Consider the following 21,639-nt stretch of genomic DNA (forward strand, 5'->3'; position numbering starts at 1 on the left):
GAAATCTGGTGGTCTCTCACCGCGGCGTGACGATCTCCATCCCCGCCCGCAGCCGCCTCGGATCGAGCCCGGGATTGGCGTCGAGGATCGTCTTCCACCGGCCGGCGTCGCCGTAGCGCTTCTTCGCGATGGCGCGCAGCGTGTCGCCGGCGACGATGCGATAATGATCGTCGGGCGCCGCCGAGCGCGCGCTCTCGATCGGCTTCGTCGCAGGCGCCTCCGTCTGCGCGATCTTCGGCGGCGCGGCGGGCGTGGGCGCGTCGATCACGTCGAACGCGCCGGGCAGCATGCCCATCCAGCAGCTCCAGCGAATGACCCCGGTCTCGCGCGGCGTGAACTCGATCGTCTGCTTGCCCGGCTTCACGTCGAATTCGAGGTGGAGGCTCGGAACGACGATGCGGCGATTGCAATTGGTGATCTCCTTGCCGTCGATCTCCCAATGGACGGGAACATCCTTCGTCACAGTGAAGCGATTGGGCGAGAAGCCGGTCGCCAGCACATCCATCTCGATCGTCTGAAAGCCTGCTTGCGCCGGGGCAGGCGGCGCGCTCGCTCCATGCATCGCCAGCATGGAGCGCAGATCATAGCCCCAGCCCGTGAGGATCAAGCCGCGATTGATCATCACCGCGCCGAGCGCGACGACGATGGCCCCCGAGGCCATCAGCAGCCGATGCGTGAGCGACGCCGAGACGAGCGTCGACAGCGCGCCGAAGCTCAGCATCACCGGCAGCGTGCCGAGCCCGAAGGCGAGCAGCATTTTGGCGCCCTCGAGCGCGCTGCCGGTTCCCGCGGCCATCACATACATGGCCTGCAGCGGCCCGCAGGCGATCATCAGGCCGTTGAGCAGGCCGATGACGAAGGGCCGATGCGAGCTCGACGCGCGCTTTTCGACCAGCCTCTGCAAAGGCGCGGGCAGAGCGAGGCGAAAGCGCCGCAGCGGCGCGAGCAGGCCCAGCATGTTGAGGCCGAAGACGAGGAGAAAGAGCCCGGCCGCGACGCCCGCCGCGCCGCGCAGCAGCGGCGTGAAGGTCACGATCGCGCCGACGAGGCCGAACAGCGCGCCGATCGTGGTGTAGGAGAGCGTCTTGCCGGCGCCGTAGAGCAGATGCGAGCGAAGCGAGGGGAGACCCAGCCGCGCGTCCTCGGCCGTGTAGCCGAGCACGAAGCCGCCGCACATGCCGACGCAGTGAAATCCCGTCAGCAGCCCGAGCAGGAAGATGAGATCGAGGCTCATATGACGCGAGACGTCGGGCGCGGCGGCCTCGCCGATCCAATGCGTGTCCAGATAGATCAGCAGGCCGATGCCGGCGAGGCCGAGAACGGCGCCGGCGATGTGGGTCAGACGCCGTCGCTGCTGCGACTGCTCGAGCGTCAGCGTGCGATAGCCCTGCCGTTCGATCGCCGCGCGGATCTGCTCGGGCGTCGCCTCGGCCGGATCATAGCAGATCTCGACCCATTCGGTCGGGTAGTCCGCTTTCACGCTGCGCACGCCGGGCAGCTTGCGCGCCGCCGTTTCGATGACGCGTTCGCAGCCGTGGCAATGCATGCCGCGCGCGCGGAAACCGACGCTCGCATCGTCCATGAGCCTCTATTCCTCTCCGGCTTTTAGATATTTGTGCCGAAGACGCCCTCGGAAAGAGGCGGGCTCGCATTGAATCTGCGGCGCTTTGTCCTGCGCCAGCGGCCGGCGCGCCGATCGCCGGCCGGCGTATCGAAAATCGGGGCTCGCGCATTAATGTATTTAATTTGGCGACCGAGAAATGCTGTCGTAAGGTCACGAAAGCGACACAGGTCCTCGGCGCGGAAGAAGAGGCGGCCGCGACGGGGCGGGTCCATCGGAGGTCGGCGATGAAGATCAATTATAAGCCGTTCATCATTTTCGCCATCGTCGCTTTGCTCGCCGTCGCTTTGGCCATGCTGTTCGATCAGCGCAGCCAGCGCACGTCCGGGCGCGACATAACCTTCAGCGAGCTCCTCGCGCAGATCGAGCTCGGCCGCGTCCATGACGTCACCATCGCCGGTAGCGAAATCACCGGCCATTTCATGGACAATCGGTCCTTCGTCACCTATGCGCCCAATGATCCGACGCTCGTTCAGCGCCTGCAGGCGAAGAATGTGTCGATCAGCGCCAAGCCGTCGAGCGAGGGCGGCAGCTGGTGGATGACGCTGCTGCTCAATGCGCTGCCGCTCGTCGCCTTCATCGGCGTGTGGATCTTCCTCTCGCGCCAGATGCAGGGCGGCGCCGGCGGCCGCGCCATGGGCTTCGGCAAGTCGAAGGCGAAGCTGCTGACGGAGACGCAGGGGCGTGTCACCTTCGAGGATGTCGCCGGCGTCGACGAGGCGAAGGAGGATTTGCAGGAGATCGTCGAGTTCCTGCGCGATCCCCAAAAATTCCAGCGGCTCGGCGGACGCATTCCGCGCGGCGTGCTGCTGGTCGGACCGCCCGGCACGGGCAAGACGCTGCTCGCCCGCGCCATCGCCGGCGAGGCCAATGTGCCCTTCTTCACCATCTCGGGCTCGGACTTCGTCGAAATGTTCGTCGGCGTCGGCGCCTCCCGCGTGCGCGACATGTTCGAGCAGGCGAAGAAGAACGCGCCCTGCATCATCTTCGTCGACGAGATCGACGCGGTGGGTCGTCACCGCGGCGCTGGGTTAGGGGGCGGCAATGACGAGCGCGAGCAGACGCTCAATCAGCTGCTCGTCGAGATGGACGGCTTCGAGGCCAATGAGGGCATCATCCTCATCGCCGCGACCAACCGTCCGGACGTGCTCGATCCGGCGCTGATGCGTCCCGGCCGTTTCGATCGCCAGATCAATGTGCCGAACCCCGACTTCATCGGCCGCGAGAAGATCCTGAAGGTCCATGCGCGAAAAGTGCCGCTGGCGCCGGATGTGGATTTGAAGGTGGTCGCGCGCGGCACGCCGGGCTTCTCGGGCGCCGATCTCATGAACTTGGTGAACGAGGCCGCTCTGCTCGCGGCGCGTCGCAGCAAGCGCATCGTGACGCGTCAGGAGTTCGAGGATGCGCGCGACAAGATCATGATGGGCGCGGAGCGTCGCACTCTGGTGATGACGGAGGAGGAGAAGCGCCTCACCGCCTTCCACGAGGGCGGACATGCGCTGGTGCAGCTCAACATGCCGGGGTCGATCCCGATCCATAAGGCGACCATCATTCCGCGCGGCCGCGCGCTGGGCATGGTGCAGGGCCTCCCCGAACGCGATCAGATCTCGCAGAGCTACGAGCAGCTGATAGCGATGCTGGCGCTCGCCATGGGCGGTCGCGTGGCGGAGGAGCTGGTGTTCGGCCACGACAAGGTGACTTCGGGCGCGGCGAGCGACATTCAGCAATGCACGCGCATCGCCCGGGCGATGGTGACGCAGCTGGGGTTCTCGGACAAGCTCGGCACGGTCGCCTATGCGGAGCCGCAGCAGGAGCAGTTCCTCGGCTATTCGATGGGCCGCACGCAGACGCTTTCCGAAGCGACGCAGCAGACGATCGACGCCGAGGTTCGGCGTCTGGTGCAGGAAGGTTATGACGACGCCAAGCGCATCCTGACCGAGAAGCGCGCCGATCTCGATACTCTGGCCAATGGCCTCCTGGAGTTCGAGACGCTGACCGGCGAGGAGCTGATCGGCCTGCTGCAGGGCAAGCGCCCGGTGCGCGAGGATGTGCCGCCGGACGCACCGCCGGCGCGCCCCTCGCCGATCCCGACGACCGGCCGCACGCGCCCGAGCCCCGAGCCCGACGCGGGCGGTCTGGAGCCGCACCCCGTGTGAGGCGAGAAACGAGAGAATTGAAAAGCCCGGCGGCAACCCCGCCGGGCTTTTTTATAGCCGGGACAAAGTTGAATTCTGTAGGTTTGGACCGCGAGCCTCAGGCGATCTTTGTCCGTTCCGTTGTCGAAAAGACCGCTTCCCTTTCTCCCGCAGGGCTAGACACGATCTGGAGAAGGTGGCCCCGCGAGCGGCACGGCTGTCCGGGGAAATAGTCGATCGAGCGCGGGCGCATGCCTGGTACTTCCGAGGGTTTCGGGGTATTTTCCGGTTGTCGAGACTGGAAAATAGAGGACCAAGCATGCGCTTTCAGAATAGCGTTTTTGTCGACTTGCTCAAGCCGATCGATCGTCGCGCCTTCGCCGGCATCGTCGCGCGCCACAAGGGCGACGCCTACGACAAATCCTTCAAGAGCTGGGATCACCTCGTCGTGTTGATCTGCGCCCAGCTCGCCGGCGCGACCAGCCTGCGCGCCCTCGAGACCGCCTTCAACGCCAATGGCGGATTCCATTATCACCTCGGCTCCCGCCGGCTCGCCCGCTCCACCCTCGCCGAAGCCAACGCACGCCGGCCCGTCGGCGTCTTCGCCGATCTGTTCGCGCGCCTCTCCTGCGAACTCGACCGCAGAACCCGGCGCGACGGCGCAGAACTCCTGCGCCTCATCGATTCGACCCCCATTCCTCTGAGCAAGTTCCACGACTTCGCCCGCTCGAACGGCCGCATCCACGGCATGAAGATGCACGTCGTCTACGATCCCGGGATCGATCGCCCCTTCTGCGTCGAGGTCACGCCCGCCAATGTCAATGATGTCGAGATCGGCAAGAAGACGCCGATCGAGGCCGGCGCGACCTATGTCTTCGACAAGGGTTATTACGATTTCAAATGGTGGAGGGGCATTCACGAGGCCGGAGCTCTCTTCGTCTCGCGTCCAAAGAGCAACACCCGCCTCGCCGACGTCGCGGAGCGGGAGATGCCGCAGACGCGCGGCGAAGGCTACACCGTGCTCAGGGATTGCGAGGTCGAGCTCGCCAGCAAGGGCGACTCGAAACTGCCCATGCCGCTGCGTCGCCTTCATATTCAACGCGATGCGCTGAAGGACGGCAAGCCGCAGCTGATCGTCGTGATCACCAACGACATGACGCGTTCGGCGGTCGAGATCGCCGCGCTCTACAAGGCGCGCTGGGCCATAGAGCTGCTGTTCCGCTGGATCAAGCAGCATCTCAACATCCGCAAGTTTCTCGGCGAAAACGAGAACGCCGTGCGGCTGCAGCTGATCGCGGCGATGATCGCTTTCGTGCTGCTGCGCATCGCCGCCCACCGCCATGACGTCGACTTGCCGTGCCTGCGGTTTGCGGAACTCGCCGGCAGGTTCCTTTTCACGCGACGGCCGATCAGTCGACTTGATCGGCCGCCGTCCAAATATCAGGCCGCCCGGCGGCTGGCGTCCCCCAGGCAGCTGGTTCTGAACTATGCCTGACTTCCCCGGACAGCCGTGCGCCGCGAAGCGGGGTCGGGACGAGGGCCCTCCCGGATAAACCGGCTCGAAAGCAAAGCGCTGCGGAAAGTCGGGTGAGACCGAAGCGCCCTCATCCGACCCTCGCTAACGCGAGCGCCACCTCCCACGAGTGGGAGAAGGGGCGCGCGTCGAGAGTCGGCTTACAAACAGCTATTTCGATATCGCCACAGAGGCACGCTCTCCAGAGATTGCACGCGGCCCGTCATCGCGAGCGAAGCGAAGCGATCCAGAGCCGTGGGGCGGCTCCTCACAAATGACTCCCGTGGCCACCGGCAGGCAAAAAAAGCCCGGCGGGGTTGCCGCCGGGCTTTTCAATTCTCTCGTTTCTCGCCTCACACGGGGTGCGGCTCCAGACCGCCCGCGTCGGGCTCGGGGCTCGGGCGCGTGCGGCCGGTCGTCGGGATCGGCGAGGGGCGCGCCGGCGGTGCGTCCGGCGGCACATCCTCGCGCACCGGGCGCTTGCCCTGCAGCAGGCCGATCAGCTCCTCGCCGGTCAGCGTCTCGAACTCCAGGAGGCCATTGGCCAGAGTATCGAGATCGGCGCGCTTCTCGGTCAGGATGCGCTTGGCGTCGTCATAACCTTCCTGCACCAGACGCCGAACCTCGGCGTCGATCGTCTGCTGCGTCGCTTCGGAAAGCGTCTGCGTGCGGCCCATCGAATAGCCGAGGAACTGCTCCTGCTGCGGCTCCGCATAGGCGACCGTGCCGAGCTTGTCCGAGAACCCCAGCTGCGTCACCATCGCCCGGGCGATGCGCGTGCATTGCTGAATGTCGCTCGCCGCGCCCGAAGTCACCTTGTCGTGGCCGAACACCAGCTCCTCCGCCACGCGACCGCCCATGGCGAGCGCCAGCATCGCTATCAGCTGCTCGTAGCTCTGCGAGATCTGATCACGTTCGGGGAGGCCCTGCACCATGCCCAGCGCGCGGCCGCGCGGAATGATGGTCGCCTTATGGATCGGGATCGACCCCGGCATGTTGAGCTGCACCAGCGCATGTCCGCCCTCGTGGAAGGCGGTGAGGCGCTTCTCCTCCTCCGTCATCACCAGAGTGCGACGCTCCGCGCCCATCATGATCTTGTCGCGCGCATCCTCGAACTCCTGACGCGTCACGATGCGCTTGCTGCGACGCGCCGCGAGCAGAGCGGCCTCGTTCACCAAGTTCATGAGATCGGCGCCCGAGAAGCCCGGCGTGCCGCGCGCGACCACCTTCAAATCCACATCCGGCGCCAGCGGCACTTTTCGCGCATGGACCTTCAGGATCTTCTCGCGGCCGATGAAGTCGGGGTTCGGCACATTGATCTGGCGATCGAAACGGCCGGGACGCATCAGCGCCGGATCGAGCACGTCCGGACGGTTGGTCGCGGCGATGAGGATGATGCCCTCATTGGCCTCGAAGCCGTCCATCTCGACGAGCAGCTGATTGAGCGTCTGCTCGCGCTCGTCATTGCCGCCCCCTAACCCAGCGCCGCGGTGACGACCCACCGCGTCGATCTCGTCGACGAAGATGATGCAGGGCGCGTTCTTCTTCGCCTGCTCGAACATGTCGCGCACGCGGGAGGCGCCGACGCCGACGAACATTTCGACGAAGTCCGAGCCCGAGATGGTGAAGAAGGGCACATTGGCCTCGCCGGCGATGGCGCGGGCGAGCAGCGTCTTGCCCGTGCCGGGCGGTCCGACCAGCAGCACGCCGCGCGGAATGCGCCCGCCGAGCCGCTGGAATTTTTGGGGATCGCGCAGGAACTCGACGATCTCCTGCAAATCCTCCTTCGCTTCGTCAACGCCGGCGACATCCTCGAAGGTCACGCGCCCCTGCGTCTCCGTCAGCAGCTTCGCCTTCGACTTGCCGAAGCCCATGGCGCGGCCGGCGCCGCCCTGCATCTGGCGCGACAGGAAGATCCACACGCCGAGGAAGGCGATGAGCGGCAGGCCATTGATCAGCAAGGTCATCAGCCAGCTGTTGCCGTCCGCCGCCGGCCGCGCGCTGATCGCGACATTCTTGGCGGTGAGCTTCTGCACCAGCGAGGGATCATTGGGCGCGTAAGTCGAGAACGGACGATTGTCCGAGAAATGGCCGGTGATCTCATTGCCCGCGATGGTCACGTCATGGACGCGTCCCTGATCGATTTGCGTGAGCAATTCGCTGAAGGAGATATCGCGGATCGGCGTGCGCTGACCCGGCTGCTGGAACAGCATGACGAGCGCCACGACGAGCAGCCCGATGATCGCCCACAGAGCGATGTTCCTGAAGTTTGCGTTCATGTCGAACCTGCGAAAGACGTTACCGTCCGAGGCCATCCTCGGCGACGGACGCCGTTCCGAGTAATCTAGGCGCGTCGCGACCGATTGCCAAGAGAAGGGCAGGGGACGGCCAGAGGGGCGCTTCGGCCACGCGAGACGGCCGTTCGGGGGCGCATTTTCAGCGCTTTGTCATAGGATCCGCGCCGCATGGCTTTTTTACGGCCGGCGATCCGCGCCGCCGTGGCGGCTCCGGGCGGATCGTCAGCGCGTGTGTCGCGAGCGCGATCGTCACGCCGCCGAGCGTTGTTTTGAAGGAGGCGCCGGCCGCCAGCGCCTCATGGAGGCGCTCGCAGGCGCGCTCCTGCCGCTCGAGCCGCGGCTCCGCTCCGCCGATACGCATGACCTCCGCCGCGACAACGCGCCGCAGCAGCTCTCGCGGCAGCGCCGCCATCGGCGCCGCGGCCACGCGAAACGTCGACGCGTCGCGCATCGCCGGCAGAGCGGCGGCGGCCTCCGCGGCGGCCTCGACGAGCGCCTCTTCGGCGCGCGCGGCGCGGGCGCTGAGACGCAGCAGCGCATCGACGCTGAGCCCTTGCTCGGCGAGCAGGGCGGAGAGGCTCCGCAGCCTGACGCGCGCATAGGCCGGGTTTTCGTTCGAGGGGTCGCGAAAAAAGGGTTGGCCGGCCGCTTCACATAGCGCCTCGAGCGCCTGCTTGCGCAGACCGAGTAGCGGCCGCAGCAGGGCGAGGCCGTCGAGGCGCGACGCCGGCGCCATTCCGGCGAGGCCGGCGACGCCGCTGCCGCGCGTCAGTCGGAACAAGATCGTCTCCGCCTGATCGTCGGCGTGATGCGCGGCGACGATGGCCGACGCGCCGACCGTGCGCGCGCAGTCCGCGAGCAGGCGATAGCGCGCATCGCGCGCGCGCTCTTGAATGCGGCTGCGCGGCTTCTCGCCCTCCCAGCGCAGAATGTGATGCTCGAAGCCGAGAGCGCGCGCCCATTCGCCCACTCGACGCGCCTCCTCGGCGGCCTCGGGGCGCAATCCGTGATCGACCGTCGCGACGGCGATGCGCTTCGTCTCGCGCAGCGACCATCGCGCCGCCAGCAGCATCAGCGCCATTGAATCCGGTCCTCCGGAGACGGCGAGCAGGAGGGAGTCATGCGCGGCGAGCGGCGCCAGCGTGTGGTCGGCGTCGGGAAGGGGAATGTCAGCGGGCATGACCGCCCGTCAGCACTGGTCCTTCCGGCTCTCGCGCTGCGCGGCCTCCTTCACGCGCGCCGGCGCGCCCGGATATTTCACGGCGATCTCGTTGAAGGAGGCGCAGGCCTGCTCCTTGGCGCCGATGGCGTGCAGCGATTGTCCGAGGCGCAGCATCGCTTCGGGAGCCTGCGGCGAGCTTGGAAATTTGGTCGAGATCTCGAGGAACTTCTCCGCCGCTTCGCGATGGCGCTCGCGCAGGAAGAAGCTCTCGCCGAGGTACAAGGTCGCCTGCGGGGCGAGCTTGCTCTTGGCGTTCTTCGCGAGAAAGCCGGAGAAGCCCTTCTCGGCCGCTTCATATTCGCCGAGACGCAGGCGCGAGAGCGCGACGTCGAACTCGTCGCGCGGCGACTGCGGCGCTGTCGGGAGGACGGCTGTCGCCGCGGCGGCGGGAGGCGGCGCGGCCGGAGCCGGCGCGACATTGGCATAGCCGTGCGTGAGATCGAGAGGCGCGCCGGGGGAGTGCAGATCCGAAGCCAGCGGCGCGCTCGGCGGCGTGGTTCCGAGCTGGCGCGGCGCCCCCGGCGCCGCCGGATCGCGGCTCGGATCGAAGGCGTCGCCGCGGCGCAGCGCGCCGCCGGTCGTGGCGGGGCCGGGCGCGGCGAGCGGGCCGGAGGGCTCGGCCGCCGCGCCGCGCGGAGGCGGCGGCAGAACGCCCTCGGCGGTACGGCGCAGCTGCTCTTCGAGACGGCGGACCTGATGCTGAAGCTCCTCGACCTGGCCGTTGAGCGAGCGGACGAGGCCTTCCAGCCGATCCATGCGCACGCCCGCCGCCGCGGCCTCGCGCGAGCCGGCCGGCTCTTCGTCGATGTCGCGCGGCCCGTGGTCGAAAAGCTGGGCGATGTCGAGCCGGCGGCCCAGCGACTGCAGCCCCTGGCCGAGCCGGCCGGCGCCGTCGGTTTCGGCGGCGGCCGCGGCGCCGGCGGAGAGGGAAGTCGCGGAGAGGGCGGCGGCGAGCGCCGCCAAGGCGAGCGAATTGCGCAAGAGCGGAGAGGCCATGATCGAAACCGCAGGCTGAGAGCAAAGGGCGACGCGCGCCGACGAATCTAGCATAGGCGGCGTTTCGGCCAAAATTGGGCGCGCGCCCGCCAGCGGCGCTTGCCGCGCGCGCTGCTCGAGGCATTATGCGCCGCTCATTCGTCGCGCGAGGCGTTTCTCATGCGCAAAGGCCTTGTCGCGGCCGTTCTGGCGTTCGCCGTCTTTCTCGCTCCGGCGGCGCGGGGCGCGGAGCCGCCCTGCGCGATGGAGGAGGCGACGCCGGTGGAGATCGCCGCGGTCGGGGCCGATCTCGATCTCCTGACGCAGGACGGGCGGCGCATCGCGCTCGCGGGTCTGGAGCTCCCCGCCGAGCCGTTCCGGGCGCGCCTGCGCGCGCTTCTCGAGGCGCGGCTCGCGGCGGGGCGTCTCGTGTTCCTCTCCGCGCCAGCGGCGCCGGACCGCTGGGGGCGGCTCGCCGGCGGACTTTATGTGGAGGGCGAGGGCGGCGAGGCGGCGCTCGTCTTTCTGGCCGAGACGCTGCTGCGGGAGGGGCTCGCGCGCTTTCGCCCCGATCCGGCCGCATTCCCTTGCCGCAATAGCCTGCTCGCGGCCGAGGCGGAGGCGCGTCGGAGCGGGCTTGGACTTTGGTCGGCGGGCGAGTATGTCGTCGTCGACGCCGGACGGCCCGACCGGCTGAAGGGGCGCAAGGGCATGGTGGTCGTCGAAGGCGTCGTCACGGGGATCGGCGAGGCCGGCGGTTCTCTCTACTTGAATTTCGGACCGAAACGATGGGCGGATTTCGCCGTCGTGATCTGGAAACGCAATCTCGAGACTTTCGAGCGGGAGGGGCTCCGCCCGCATCTTCTCTCGGGTCGGCGCGTGCGCGTGCGAGGCTTGATTGACACAGTTCACGGACCGCGCATGGAGCTCCTGGCTCCCGCGCAGATGGAGATCGTCGGCGCGCCCTGACCGTCGCGGTCCGCGCGCCGCGCTCGCCGTGGCGCTCGCGCTCGCCGCCGGCGGCTGCGCGCAGCTCGAGCGCCAGGGCGAGATGCTCAACGCCGGCGCGGCCAATCTCGGCCGGCTTCCGGCCGCCGTGCCGCGCGTCGTCGGCGTCGAGACCCAGTCGAGCGTCGAGCACAAGGAGCTGGTGGCGCAGTTCGGCGGCGAATATCGCTTTCCCGCGGCCGAGCGCTACATCGACGATATTCTGGTCAAGCTCGCGCAGGCGAGCGACACGCCGAACCAGGCCGCCTATAAGGTCACCATTCTCAACACGCCCGTGGTCAACGCCTTCGCGCTGCCGAGCGGCAATCTCTATGTCACCCGCGGCCTGCTGGCGCTGGCCGGCGACGCCTCCGAGGCGGCGGCGGTGATGGCGCATGAGATCGCCCATGTGACCGCCCGCCACAGCTCGCTGCGCGCCGAGCGCGAGCGCGAGGCGGAGGTGATCAGCAAGGCCGCCGCCGTCATTCAGAGCAAGCAGAAGAGCGACGACGTGCGCGCCTCGCAGCGCCTCTCCTTCGCCAGCTTCTCGCGCCAGCAGGAGCTCGAGGCCGACGCCATCGGCGTGCGCGTCATCGCCAAGGCCGGCTTCGATCCTTACGGCGCGTCGCGCTTCCTCGCCGCGCTCGGCAAATCCGCCGATCTGCGCGCCGCGCTCTACGGCAAGAAGCAGAGCGCCGGCTTCGACATATTGGCGACGCATCCCTCGACGCCCGACCGCATCGCCAAGGCCGTGGCGGCGGCGCGGCAGATCGGCGCGCCGGGCGTCGGCGTGCGCGACCGCGCCGGCTATCTCGCAGCGATCTCGGGTCTCGCCTATGGCGACGATCCGAACGAAGGCTTCGTGCGCGGACCCAAATTCACCCATCCGCGGCTGCGCTTCACCTTCACCGCTCCTGACGGCTTCCTGCTCGAGAATTCGAGCGAGGCGGTGTTCGGCGTGAAGGAGCACGACGACGAGGCGCTGCGGCTCGACAGCGTGCGCGCGCCGGCCGGCAAGACGCTCGAGGCCTATGTCGAATCGGGTTGGGTCGACGGGCTGCTGCGCTCGTCGGTGCGCCGCGTCGAGATCAACGGCCTGCCCGCCGTCATCGCCAATGCGCGCGCCGGCGAGTGGAACTTCAAGCTGGCCGTGATCCAGCTCGGCGACGAGCTCTACCGGCTGATCTTCGCCGTGCGTGCGCTCAATGACGACGCCGAGCGCCGCTTCATGGCGTCGGCGCAGAGCTTCCGGCGCCTCGGCTGGGAGGAGACGCTCGACGTGCGCGGCCTGCGCATCGCCATCGTGACCGCGAGCGCGCAGGACACGTCCGACACGCTCGCCGCCCGCATGGTGGCGCCCAATCGGCCGCTCGAATATTTTCTGCTGCTCAACGGCCTCGACCCGCAAGACCGGCTCGTTCCCGGCGAGCGCTATAAGCTCGTCGCCGAATAAGCGCCTGCGGGGCGAAAAACGCTGGCGCGGATGGAACCCCAGCGCCCAGGAAAACGTTGTCCAACCGCTAGAATTCTCACGGGTTGGGCGGGCCTCGGGGCTAGCGCGTCCGTCGAGATTTTCTTCGAGCCGAAAGTCGATAGCGCGGAAATTGTCGTCGGTCGATTGACTTTCGGTCGATTGCTTCGACGCGCCTCGACAGGCCCCGCGGAGGCGTTGATGGCGTATTTGCCCGGAGTTGGACGCGAGCTCGTGAAGGCCGCGATGGAAGCGCCTTTTCTCGAGCGCGAGGAAGAAAAGCAGCTGGCGATAGCCTGGAAGGACCGACGTGACGGCGTCGCGCTCCACAAGCTCGCCTCGGCGCATATGCGTCTCGTCATCGCCCTCGCGGTGCGCTTCCGTCATTACGGATTGCCCGTCGCCGATCTCGTTCAGGAAGGTCATGTCGGCCTGCTCGAGGCGGCGGCCCGCTTCGCGCCCGAGCGCGACGTACGTTTCTCCACTTACGCCACCTGGTGGATTCGCGCCTCGATCCAGGACTATGTGCTGCGCAACTGGTCGATCGTGCGCGGCGGCACCAGCTCCTCGCAGAAAGCGCTGTTCTTCAATCTGCGCCGGCTGCGCGCCAAGCTCGCCCACGCTCCGCAGACGGCGGCCGAATCGGGCGACGCCTTCGACGCCATCGCCGGCGCGATCGGCGTCTCGCGCGCCGATGTCGAGCTCATGAACTCGCGGCTCGCCGGCTCCGACGTCTCGCTCAACAGCCAGCTGATCGAGGATGATTCGGCGAGTTCGGCGGAGCGCATGGATTTCCTCGTCGACGACCGGCCGCTGCCCGACGAGATCGTCGAGGATCGGCTCGACTCCGATCGCCGCGCGCGCTGGCTCGCCGACGCCCTGAAGCTTTTGTCCGAGCGCGAGCTGCGTATCGTCCAGGAGCGGCGCCTCAGCGAGAGCCTCGTCACTTTGGAATCGCTCGGCGATCGGCTCGGCATTTCCAAGGAGCGGGTCCGCCAGATCGAGAATCGCGCCCTGTGCAAATTGCGCAAGGCTCTGGTGCGCGCGCAGGATCAGGCTCCGGCCGAATAGGCCGTCACTTACGCCCGTCATTGCGAGCGGAGCGAAGCAATCCAGAGCCGTGAGGCGACCTGGATAATTTGCTTTGTCGCTTCGCCCCGGCTGATCGGGACGCGAATGACGCACGAAAAAAGCGCAGCCCCGTCAGGGCCGCGCTTTTCATTTCTCCCCGTCGGTTCCGCCCTCAGGCGGCGGCTTCGACGTCCTCGTCGCCGTCTTCGCCGTCGGTCGCCTCGTCGGAGGCGTCCTCGCTCTTCTGGCCACGGCGTGGGCTCTTCGCCAGGAAGGACTCGATCAGCTTCAGCGATTCGGAGTCGATCAGCTTGCGCACCGCCGCCACTTCCCGGGCCATGCGGTCGAGCGCGGCCTCGTAGAGCTGACGCTCGGAATAGGACTGCTCGGGCTGCGTGTCGGAGCGATAGAGGTCGCGGACCACCTCGGCGATGGTGACGAGATCTCCGGAATTGATCTTGGCCTCATATTCCTGCGCGCGCCGCGACCACATGGTGCGCTTGACGCGCGCCCGTCCGGTCAGCGTGCCGAGCGCCTTTTCGACGACGTCCGGCTCGGCGAGCTTGCGCATGCCGACGGCCGCGACCTTGCTGACCGGCACCTTCAGCGTCATCTTGTCCTTGACGAAATGGACGACGAACAGCTCCAGGCTGAAGCCCGCCACCTCTTGCGTCTCTATGGCCATGATCTGACCGACGCCATGGGCCGGATAGACGATGAATTCATTCGTCTTGAATCCCAGCTTGGCGGCGGCGGGCGCCTTGGCCTTGGCGGGGGCGGCGGCTGCGGCGCGCGCCGCGACCATGGCCTTGGGCGAAAGGGCCGCGCTCGCGGAGACCGCCGGAGCGGGGGCCGCTGGTCTTTGCGCCGGCGAGGTTTTGGCGTTGATCGCCTTTCCTGGGGTCGTTTTTGCCACTGGAATGGTTTCGCTCGAAGCTGGAGTTGAAACGGGCGTCGCCGCCGCCGCGCTTTCGTTCGTCTCCACGCCGCTCGGGGCGACGGACGAAACGGCGGCCGGCTGGACGACGGATGGGGTGGTCGAGTTGTCCCGCGCGGGTTTCGTTCGAGAACCCTCCTCTGTTGCGCCGGGCGTCGCCGCGGCGGGGAGCTGATCGCGGATCTCCGCGCGCGGCGTCGCAGCGCGCGTATCCGTGCGTGACTTGGCCGCGGCGCTCTTGCGCGCGGTCGTCTCTGCCTGTGCGACGGGCCGAGTTTCCGTCGTCGTCGCCTGCGCCGGGCGTTCGGCCTTTACGCGAATCTTTTCCGTCGCCGGCGTCTCGATCGCGGCCGATGCGCCGCGCGCCTTGTGGGCGGAGGCGGCGCTGCGAGCCGGCGCCGCCGTCCCGTGTCTCGTTCGCTCGGCGGGCTGCGCCGTCGCTCGCTCAGCGGCCTTCGATCTCGTCCGCGTCCGTTCCGTGGTCTGCGCCGCGCGCGCGGAGCTCGACTTGGTCTTCGCCGCCGTCCTGGCCGTGGACCGAGCCGTCGCCGACTTGACCGTCTCCGTTCTGGCGGCCGTTTCCGTTCTGGCCGACGTCTTGGAGGCGGCGGTCTTCGCCGTCTTGGCGGCGGCCGTCTTCATGGTCCGCTTTTCCGCGCCGGCCTTCGATTTGGCGCCGGCCCCTGCCTTGCTTGCGCTCGTCTTGCCTGCGTTCGTCTTGCCGATGCTCTTGCCGCCGACGCTTTTCGTGGCCGCGCTCTTGGCGGCGGCGCTCGCGGTCCGGGACCGGCTCGATTTGGCTTCCGCATCCCTCGCGCCGCGCGTCGCGCTCGCCGGCGCCTTGCGATTTTTCGCGGACTTCTTGCTGGAGGGCATACGCGGGTACTCCTCATCTTGTCCCGCTGTGGAGACGGGACGGAAAGCCACGCGGCCAGGAAGCGAAGCCGCGCCCCGGCCAGGATAGCGCCAACGACCGCGCATGCTTTGAACTGGCGAAAGCTCGACGCTTCACTCTTCGGAACCGACGCGACGCTCTCGGACATCGTCCCCGATCGGTTCCCGACGCCACGGCGATTCGCGCGTTTTCCCGATCGGCAAAACGCGACCTTTGCGCCCCTGCGCCCGAACGCTATTCGTTAATGCTTTGTATATCACGCCGGACGGCGAAAATCAAAGGGAGCCCGCCGACGCTTTGCGGCATGGTTACCCTGGCCCGGCCGATCATGCTTGAAATTGCGAACGAATCCGATTCGTTCGCCGGCGCGTCAGTCGCCCTGGCCGGGCTCTGGCGAGAAGCCCGATTCGAGCTTGCCCGGCTTGCCGTCCCATTCCTTGGCGTCGGCCGGCGGATCGCGCTTGATCGTCACATTGGGCCAGACCTGCGCATATTCCGCGTTGAGCGCCATCCATTTCTCGAGGTCCGGCTCCGTGTCCGGCTTGATCGCCTCGGCCGGGCATTCGGGCTCGCACACGCCGCAGTCGATGCATTCGTCCGGATGGATGACCAGCATGTTGACGCCTTCATAGAAGCAGTCCACGGGACAAACTTCCACGCAATCCATATATTTGCACTTGATGCAGTTTTCCGTGACGACATAAGGCATGGGGCGTCCTCGACCAGCGCGGGCTAGCTAGCGTTTTTGCCGCGATTGCGCAAGCGGCCTGTCACGCGCGAGGCCACTCGCCTCCTGCGCGCGCGGCATGATATCCTTAAGGGGATTGGAAGGGAATCGCTCATGGCGGATTTGCAGCCGACGTCCGAACTAGCCGCGCCGCCCGCGCTGCGCTGCGTGACGGCGCGCGCGCTGCTGCTCGGCGACCGAATCGACACGGGCGGGCTCGAGCGCGCCGATCTCGTCTCCACCTCGCCGCTGGCCTTTCCCGCCGGCCAGTCCGGATTCGTCGTGCTCTACCGATTCGGCGTCGCGGTGCTGTTCGGCCTCACGCCGCTCGAGGAGGACGAGATCGTGGCGAGGGTCGGCGCGCGCGTCGCCGGCGCCGCCGAGCAGAGCGACGACGAGACGCTGGTGCTGGAGATTGCGCCCGAGAGCGACGATCGTCTGCTCGCCAACGGGCGCCTCGCCGTCAAGGACACATCGGGCGAGCGGCTGCTGGTCGTCGCCGACGCTTTGGCCAAGAGCGTGGCGCTGGCCCGCGACGAGCGGCGCGTCAACGCCGTGTTCGACACGATCGAGCCCTTCGCCGCCGAGCTCGCCAGCAAGGGCCGGCCGCCCTCCGGCCGCCGCGCCATGCTGGAGCTGATCGGCCAGACGCTGCTGGTGCGGCATCGCGTCTCCGGGCGCGTCGCCGTCGACGACAAGCCCGATGTGCTGTGGGACCGGCCCGATCTCGAGCGCCTCTACGCGCGCCTCGAGGACGAATATGAGCTCGAGGCGCGCGGCGAGACCCTGAAGGCGAAGATCGAGGTGATCGGCGAGACTGCGCGCGCTCTGACCGAGATCATCGACGTTGACCGCTCGGTCCGGCTCGAGGCGACGATCATCGTGCTCATTCTGGCCGAGATCGTGCTGTCGCTGTTCCAAATCTTCATTCTGCGGGCGCATTGAGAGCGCGCGCTTGACCCTCGGCCAGCTCGCGATCCTGGCGGCGGCGCTGTTCCTCGTCGGCTCGGCGGAGGTGGTCGCCGGGCCGCTGATGACCGCCATGGCGCCCGATTTCGGCGTCGCGCCGGCGGCGATCGCTTTTCTTCCCGCCGCCTATGGCCTCGCTTATGGCGGCTTCGCCATTCTCGCCGGGCCCCTGTCCGACCGGCTCGGGCGCAAACGGCCGTTGCAGGCCGGTCTCCTCGGCTTCGCCGCGCTCTCCGCGGCTCTGCCGAACGCGCCGGATCTCGCCGCGGCGGTCGCGCTCTCGGCCCTCTGCGGCCTCTGCGGAGCGGTCATTCAGCCCAATGCGCTGTCGCTCGTCGCCGATTCCGCCTCGGGGCGCGAGGTCGACAGACTCACGGCGCGCGTCTTCGTCGGGCTGATGTCGGCCTTCGTGATCACGCCCTCGATCGCCGGCGCCGTCGCCGACCGCTTCGGCTGGCGATGGGCCTATTATCTTCTCGCCCTTCTCGCGGCGCTCGCCTTTCTCGCGGTCACGGCCGCGTTTCGACCCGGCCACGCCCATGCGGCGTCCGGCTCGCTCGCCGCGACGCACCGAGCGGCGCTGGCGACGCCGGGCGTGCTGCGGCGTCTCTCGGCCAGCTATTTCTGGCTCGGATGGGTCGCGGGCTTCGGCGTCGTCGTCGCCGATGTGGCGGCGCGCAAGCTCGCGCTCTCGCCCACCGACGCCGGCCTCCTGGCTGGCTTCTTCGGCCTCGTCACCATCGCCGGCAATCTCGCCGGCCCCTCCGTGCGAGACGCGCTGGCGGAGCGGGCCCTCCCGCTCGCCTGCTTCACCGCCTCGGCTGGCGTCCTCGCCTTCGCGCTGCCGGCGCATTCCGTCGTCGAGCTCGCGCTCATCGGATTGCCCTGGGCTTTCGGTTATGGCTGCGGCGGCCCGCTACATCATGCGCGCCTCAGCGGCATGTCGGCGCGGTTTCGCGGCACGATCAACTCCTATCATGCGAGCTTGCTGAACCTCGGCATCTGCTCGACGTCCTTTCTGTTCGGCGCGCTCGCGCCCCTCGCGCCGCTCGGCCTCTTCTACGCCCTCGTCGGCGGCGTCTCGCTTCTCGGCGCGGTCCAGCTCGTCCTCGCGGCGCGCAAGGACGGCTATGATGAAGCGCAAAAGCGCGCCGCCGCCAGGGTCGCCGCTTCCGTCTCGCCTGCGTCGATCCAGCGGAACGACGGCAGCTGATGGCGGGCGAAGGTGAATTGCCGCTTCGAATAATGGCGGGTGTCGAGCTTGCCCTGCGCCGCCGCCGCCTCGAGCGACATCTCGCCGCGCATGAAGCGCATGAGATGCGGCGCGCCATGCGCGCGCATCGCCGGTAGTGCGGGATCGAGCGCGCGCGCGCCGAGCGCCCGCACCTCGTCGAGCGCGCCCTGCCGAAGCATCGCGTCGAAACGCGCGTCGATCCGCGCATGGAGCGCATCGCGCGGCGGCGCGAGAAAGAAGGCGAGGCAAGCGGCGGCGTCCAGCAGCGGCGCCGAGCGCGCGTTATGAAAGGAGGCGAGGGGGCGCCCTGTCGCCTCCAGCACCTCGAGCGCGCGCAAAATGCGCTGCGGGTCGGTCGGGCGCAGCCGCGCCGCCGTCTCGGGGTCGCGCTCGGCGAGGCGCGCGTGCAAAAACTCCGGCGCGCGTCCTTGCGCTTCGGCGCGGATTTTCTCGCGGATGGAGTCCGGCACGGGCGGAATGTCGGAGAGGCCGTAGAGCGCCGCCTTGAAATACATGCCGGTGCCGCCGGCGACGATCGGCGTCGCGCCCTCGCGCTCCAGCTCGTCGAGCACGCGGCGAAAATCCTCGAGCCAGCGGCCAACGGAATAATTCACGCCGGCGTCGACATGGCCGAACAGGAGATGGCGAACGCGTCCCTCCTCTTCCGGCGTCGGGCGGGCGGTGAGAATGCGCAGGTCGCGATAGACCTGCATCGAATCCGCGTTGACGATCACGCCGCCGATGCGTTGCGCGATGGCGAGCGCCAGAGCGGACTTGCCGCTGGCCGTCGGTCCTGCGATGAGAATGGAGCGCCTCATGGGGCCCTTCGCAACGCAAAACGAGCGAAATGTCAAAAGCGCTCATCGACCATGTCGCCACCTTCATCGCCGCCGCGGACGGTCCGAGGCTCTCGGCCGAGGCGGTGATGGGCTGGTGCGCGGCCGTCGGCGCCGTCGCGATCGACTGGCTGGAGCCCGGCGTCGCCGCCGATGCGAGCTTTATGCTTGCGCCGCAGGCTCTGCCGCAGGCGCGCGCGGCGCTGCAGGCGGCGGCCGATGCGGCCGGCGTCGACGTCGTCGTGCAGGAGAAGGCGAAACGGCGCAAGCGACTCATCGTCGCCGACATGGATTCGACGATGATCGCGCAGGAATGCGTCGACGAGCTCGCCGCTTACGCCGGGCTGCGCGAGCGCGTCGCGCCGATCACCGCCCGCGCCATGCGCGGCGAGCTCGATTTCGAATCGGCGCTGCGCGATCGCGTGGCCCTGCTCGCCGGGCTCGACGTCGCCATCGTCGAGACCATTCTGCGCGAGCGCGTGACGCCGACTCCCGGCGCCCGGACGCTTCTCGCCACCATGCGCGCAAACGGCGCCTATGCTGCGCTCGTCACCGGCGGCTTCACCTGTTTCGCCGAGCCCATTGCGGCGCGGCTCGGCTTTAACGAGGCGCGCGCCAACCTTCTGGAGACGCGCGACGGCCGTCTCACCGGCGCGGTGACGCCGCCGATCCGCGGCGCGAGCGCCAAGCGCGAGGCGCTGGAGGCGCTGCGCGCGCAATTGGGATTGCAGCCGGCGGAGACGCTCGCCGTGGGCGACGGCGCCAATGATCTCGACATGCTGGAGGCCGCCGGGCTCGGCGTCGCTTTTCATGCGAAGCCGAAGGTCGCCGCCGCCGCACACGCGCGCATAGACCGCGCCGATCTCACCGCTCTGCTGTTCGCGCAAGGCTATCGGCGCGCCGATTTCGTCGCGTGAGGCTCGCGCTCACGCGCTCTTCGCCAGCGGCAGGCGCGCGGCGATCGAGCGGAAGCGCGCCCGCGACGCGCCCGCCGCCAGCCAGGCCGCGACGCCCGTGCCGACGAAATGGGCGAGCAGCAGAGCGAAATTGACGAGCAGAATGAAGACGTCGAGCGCGCGGATGATCTTCGACGGGTCGGTGATGGCGATGCCGGGCGGCTGCGACACGGTCTTGGCGATCAGCAGAGAAATGCTCAGCGACAGTCCGATGAAGGAGATGAGCGTGCCGGCGAGGCCGATCGCGAGCCCGGCGGTGAGCAGCCAGGAGGCGTGTCCGCGCCCCTCATCGAAATAATCGGCGCGCGCCGCGACCCGTCGCGCGGCGCGTGTGTAGCAATAGGCGAGCGCGGTCGCGACGCAGAGCAGCAGGAAGGCGTAGAAGCTCCAATAGATCGCGTCGCCGAAGCCGGACACGCTGGGGCTGAAGGCGCGGCCCGAGGTGGAGAATTGCAGCAGCACGCCGCTCGCGAGCGCGATAGCGATCTGAATCCAGAACTGCGCCCAGCCGAGCAGGCGCATATGGCTCGCGAGGCCGGTGGCGCCCGGCGCGGGAGCGTCCGTCACGACCAGCGCGGCGGAAAGCGCCGCCCGCTGCGCCCGGAAGCGGCTCGGCGCGCCGGCCGCGAGATGCGCGATGATCGCCGCGGCCAGTAGGAAAGACAGCCAGCGATGGCCGGCGAGAAGCGCGTCCGACGTCGGCGTCGCGCCGACGTCGAAGGCGCGGGCGATGTCGCCGAGCGGACCGAGCGCCTGCGCCAGCGGTGGGTCGGCGAGATCGGAAACCGGGAGCGGCGCGCCGAAGACATGCAGCGCGGCGCCGCTATAGGCCGCCCACAGCGCCCCGGTCGCGACGAGCCCGATGAGCGCGAGATAGATCAGCAGCTCCGATAAGCCGCCGATGGCGCGCCGCCAGCGTGGCCAATGCGCCGGATAGGGAGGAGGCGGCGCAACGATGCGCAGGACGATCGCCGCGAGCAGCGCCGCCGACGCCAGCACGCCGAGCGAGACGTGCAGGCCGTAGAGCGTCGCGCGCATCGGCGGCGACGATCCGGCGGCGAGCCAGCCGAGCGCCAGCAGCAGGATGCTGGTCAGCAGCAGCAGAACGAAAACGGCGCGGGCGATATTGGGGCGCATTGCAAAAGATCCGATCGCAATGCCGGCGTCGCGGCGGCGCTGGCGTTTGCGTCTCAGATAGATCGCCGCCGTCGCGATTCGAGGCCGCGCGGCGATAGATTCGCTCAGCAGGGAGTAGGCAGTAGGCGGTCCGTCATTGCGAGGAGCGAAGCGACGAAGCAATCCAGGAGTCGCCCCGCGGCACTGGATTGCTTCGCTTCGCTCGCAATGACGGCCGTCCGCAGCTTACTCGGCCGGACGAAACGTCCACAGCCGATTGGCGACGAAGGACCAGAAGAAGACGACGCCGGTCGTCGCCATTTGCGCCGGCAGATAAGGCGCGCCGAGCCGCGCGACGAAGACATCCATGAAGAGATAAGTGAGGCAGAAGCCGACGAAGGCGACGAGGGCGAAGCGCCATGTCGCCTCCTCATGCGGACGATCGCTCGCGAAAGTATGGCGGCGGTTGAGGCCATAGGAGACGATGCCGCCGACGACATAGCCGCAGAGAGCCGCCATCACCGGCGGGCGCTCGGCGAGCTCGACGAGGGCGATCAGCACGACATAATGAAGCAGCGTCGCGACGACGCCGACGAGCGCGAAAACGGTGATCTGACGACGCAACGACATGCCCGTCATGTCGCATGTTTCGCGTCACAGGGCGAGGGGGCGAGCCT

General features: G+C 68.2%; 18 protein-coding genes. 9 read left to right on the top strand and 9 right to left on the bottom strand.

Features of this window, described 5'->3' with window-relative positions:
• Window positions 1–16: 16 nt before the first annotated feature.
• On the bottom strand, window positions 17–1,582 hold the full coding sequence (locus CQW49_RS18560) for an urease accessory protein UreH domain-containing protein (protein WP_003615993.1): 1,566 nt from the start codon (window positions 1,580–1,582) through the stop codon (window positions 17–19).
• Between the two features lie 266 nt (window positions 1,583–1,848).
• Here CQW49_RS18560 and ftsH (CQW49_RS18565) point away from each other — a divergent pair, with 266 nt between their 5' ends.
• Both ftsH (CQW49_RS18565) and CQW49_RS18570 read left to right on the top strand, forming a co-directional pair.
• On the top strand, window positions 1,849–3,777 hold the full coding sequence (ftsH, locus tag CQW49_RS18565) for an ATP-dependent zinc metalloprotease FtsH (RefSeq protein ID WP_024749506.1): 1,929 nt from the start codon (window positions 1,849–1,851) through the stop codon (window positions 3,775–3,777).
• Window positions 3,778–4,075: 298 nt separating this feature from the next.
• A complete protein-coding gene (locus CQW49_RS18570; RefSeq protein ID WP_099831824.1) occupies window positions 4,076–5,251 on the top strand; it encodes an IS4 family transposase in 1,176 nt (391 codons plus the stop codon).
• 371 nt (window positions 5,252–5,622) lie between these two features.
• Here the strand turns inward: CQW49_RS18570 and ftsH (CQW49_RS18575) are convergent, their stop codons facing one another.
• The 3 genes from ftsH (CQW49_RS18575) to ybgF form a co-directional block, all read right to left on the bottom strand.
• A complete protein-coding gene (gene ftsH, locus CQW49_RS18575; protein WP_024749504.1) occupies window positions 5,623–7,548 on the bottom strand; it encodes an ATP-dependent zinc metalloprotease FtsH in 1,926 nt (641 codons plus the stop codon).
• Between the two features lie 157 nt (window positions 7,549–7,705).
• The gene (tilS, locus tag CQW49_RS18580; protein ID WP_024749503.1) at window positions 7,706–8,746 is read right to left on the bottom strand and encodes a tRNA lysidine(34) synthetase TilS; all 1,041 of its coding nucleotides are present in this window, start codon (window positions 8,744–8,746) and stop codon (window positions 7,706–7,708) included.
• A gap of 9 nt (window positions 8,747–8,755) precedes the next feature.
• Window positions 8,756–9,784: a tol-pal system protein YbgF gene (gene ybgF, locus CQW49_RS18585; RefSeq protein ID WP_081735676.1), complete on the bottom strand. Its 1,029-nt coding sequence runs from the start codon at window positions 9,782–9,784 to the stop codon at window positions 8,756–8,758.
• A gap of 159 nt (window positions 9,785–9,943) precedes the next feature.
• Here ybgF and CQW49_RS18590 point away from each other — a divergent pair, with 159 nt between their 5' ends.
• The 3 genes from CQW49_RS18590 (at window position 9,944) to CQW49_RS18600 (ending at window position 13,292) form a co-directional block, all read left to right on the top strand.
• Window positions 9,944–10,732 (top strand): thermonuclease family protein, encoded by a 789-nt coding sequence (locus CQW49_RS18590; RefSeq protein ID WP_004448553.1) that lies wholly within the window; start codon window positions 9,944–9,946, stop codon window positions 10,730–10,732.
• A gap of 28 nt (window positions 10,733–10,760) precedes the next feature.
• The gene (locus tag CQW49_RS18595; RefSeq protein WP_004448551.1) at window positions 10,761–12,203 is read left to right on the top strand and encodes a M48 family metalloprotease; all 1,443 of its coding nucleotides are present in this window, start codon (window positions 10,761–10,763) and stop codon (window positions 12,201–12,203) included.
• A gap of 219 nt (window positions 12,204–12,422) precedes the next feature.
• Entirely contained in the window at window positions 12,423–13,292 is an 870-nt protein-coding gene (locus CQW49_RS18600; protein ID WP_004448549.1) for an RNA polymerase factor sigma-32, read from the top strand.
• 172 nt (window positions 13,293–13,464) lie between these two features.
• On the opposite strand, the gene CQW49_RS18605 is transcribed toward CQW49_RS18600, so the two are convergent.
• Entirely contained in the window at window positions 13,465–14,208 is a 744-nt protein-coding gene (locus CQW49_RS18605) for a CarD family transcriptional regulator (protein ID WP_244441278.1), read from the bottom strand.
• Window positions 14,209–14,737: 529 nt separating this feature from the next.
• On the opposite strand from CQW49_RS18605, the gene CQW49_RS24770 reads away from it, so the two are divergent.
• Window positions 14,738–15,193 carry a hypothetical protein gene (locus CQW49_RS24770; protein WP_155931237.1) on the top strand — a complete coding sequence of 152 codons (456 nt, stop codon included), beginning with the start codon at window positions 14,738–14,740 and terminating at the stop codon, window positions 15,191–15,193.
• Between the two features lie 301 nt (window positions 15,194–15,494).
• Here CQW49_RS24770 and fdxA read toward each other — a convergent pair whose 3' ends face one another.
• Window positions 15,495–15,833: a ferredoxin FdxA gene (gene fdxA / locus CQW49_RS18620; protein ID WP_004448543.1), complete on the bottom strand. Its 339-nt coding sequence runs from the start codon at window positions 15,831–15,833 to the stop codon at window positions 15,495–15,497.
• A gap of 132 nt (window positions 15,834–15,965) precedes the next feature.
• Between fdxA and CQW49_RS18625 the strand changes: the two genes are divergently transcribed.
• Window positions 15,966–16,796 (top strand): RMD1 family protein, encoded by an 831-nt coding sequence (locus CQW49_RS18625; protein ID WP_004448542.1) that lies wholly within the window; start codon window positions 15,966–15,968, stop codon window positions 16,794–16,796.
• Between the two features lie 10 nt (window positions 16,797–16,806).
• Window positions 16,807–18,033, top strand: coding sequence for an MFS transporter (locus CQW49_RS18630; RefSeq protein WP_004448540.1), 1,227 nt, complete (start codon window positions 16,807–16,809; stop codon window positions 18,031–18,033).
• Here CQW49_RS18630 and miaA read toward each other — a convergent pair.
• Entirely contained in the window at window positions 17,949–18,872 is a 924-nt protein-coding gene (gene miaA / locus CQW49_RS18635; protein ID WP_004448539.1) for a tRNA (adenosine(37)-N6)-dimethylallyltransferase MiaA, read from the bottom strand. The genes CQW49_RS18630 and miaA overlap by 85 nt on opposite strands.
• A 29-nt stretch (window positions 18,873–18,901) precedes the next feature.
• Here miaA and serB point away from each other — a divergent pair, with 29 nt between their 5' ends.
• Entirely contained in the window at window positions 18,902–19,807 is a 906-nt protein-coding gene (gene serB, locus CQW49_RS18640; protein ID WP_004448537.1) for a phosphoserine phosphatase SerB, read from the top strand.
• A 9-nt stretch (window positions 19,808–19,816) separates the two neighbouring features.
• Here the strand turns inward: serB and CQW49_RS18645 are convergent, their stop codons facing one another.
• Both CQW49_RS18645 and CQW49_RS18650 read right to left on the bottom strand, forming a co-directional pair.
• On the bottom strand, window positions 19,817–20,983 hold the full coding sequence (locus tag CQW49_RS18645; RefSeq protein ID WP_004448536.1) for a DUF3611 family protein: 1,167 nt from the start codon (window positions 20,981–20,983) through the stop codon (window positions 19,817–19,819).
• A gap of 225 nt (window positions 20,984–21,208) precedes the next feature.
• A complete protein-coding gene (locus CQW49_RS18650) occupies window positions 21,209–21,592 on the bottom strand; it encodes a GtrA family protein (protein ID WP_024749498.1) in 384 nt (127 codons plus the stop codon).
• Between the last annotated feature and the right edge of the window lie 47 nt (window positions 21,593–21,639).

It is taken from the genome of Methylosinus trichosporium OB3b (assembly GCF_002752655.1).
GTDB lineage: Bacteria > Pseudomonadota > Alphaproteobacteria > Rhizobiales > Beijerinckiaceae > Methylosinus > Methylosinus trichosporium.

Coding starts and splice junctions, on each gene's coding strand:
- CQW49_RS18560 (WP_003615993.1), bottom strand. CDS start 1,582: ATGGACGATGCGAGCGTCGGTTTCCGCGCGCGCGGCATGCATTGCCAC.
- CQW49_RS18645 (WP_004448536.1), bottom strand. CDS start 20,983: ATGCGCCCCAATATCGCCCGCGCCGTTTTCGTTCTGCTGCTGCTGACC.
- CQW49_RS18600 (WP_004448549.1), top strand. CDS start 12,423: ATGGCGTATTTGCCCGGAGTTGGACGCGAGCTCGTGAAGGCCGCGATG.
- CQW49_RS18625 (WP_004448542.1), top strand. CDS start 15,966: ATGGCGGATTTGCAGCCGACGTCCGAACTAGCCGCGCCGCCCGCGCTG.
- miaA (WP_004448539.1), bottom strand. CDS start 18,872: ATGAGGCGCTCCATTCTCATCGCAGGACCGACGGCCAGCGGCAAGTCC.
- tilS (WP_024749503.1), bottom strand. CDS start 8,746: ATGCCCGCTGACATTCCCCTTCCCGACGCCGACCACACGCTGGCGCCG.
- ybgF (WP_081735676.1), bottom strand. CDS start 9,784: ATGGCCTCTCCGCTCTTGCGCAATTCGCTCGCCTTGGCGGCGCTCGCC.
- serB (WP_004448537.1), top strand. CDS start 18,902: ATGTCAAAAGCGCTCATCGACCATGTCGCCACCTTCATCGCCGCCGCG.
- CQW49_RS18650 (WP_024749498.1), bottom strand. CDS start 21,592: ATGTCGTTGCGTCGTCAGATCACCGTTTTCGCGCTCGTCGGCGTCGTC.
- fdxA (WP_004448543.1), bottom strand. CDS start 15,833: ATGCCTTATGTCGTCACGGAAAACTGCATCAAGTGCAAATATATGGAT.
- CQW49_RS18590 (WP_004448553.1), top strand. CDS start 9,944: ATGCGCAAAGGCCTTGTCGCGGCCGTTCTGGCGTTCGCCGTCTTTCTC.
- ftsH (WP_024749506.1), top strand. CDS start 1,849: ATGAAGATCAATTATAAGCCGTTCATCATTTTCGCCATCGTCGCTTTG.
- ftsH (WP_024749504.1), bottom strand. CDS start 7,548: ATGAACGCAAACTTCAGGAACATCGCTCTGTGGGCGATCATCGGGCTG.
- CQW49_RS18570 (WP_099831824.1), top strand. CDS start 4,076: ATGCGCTTTCAGAATAGCGTTTTTGTCGACTTGCTCAAGCCGATCGAT.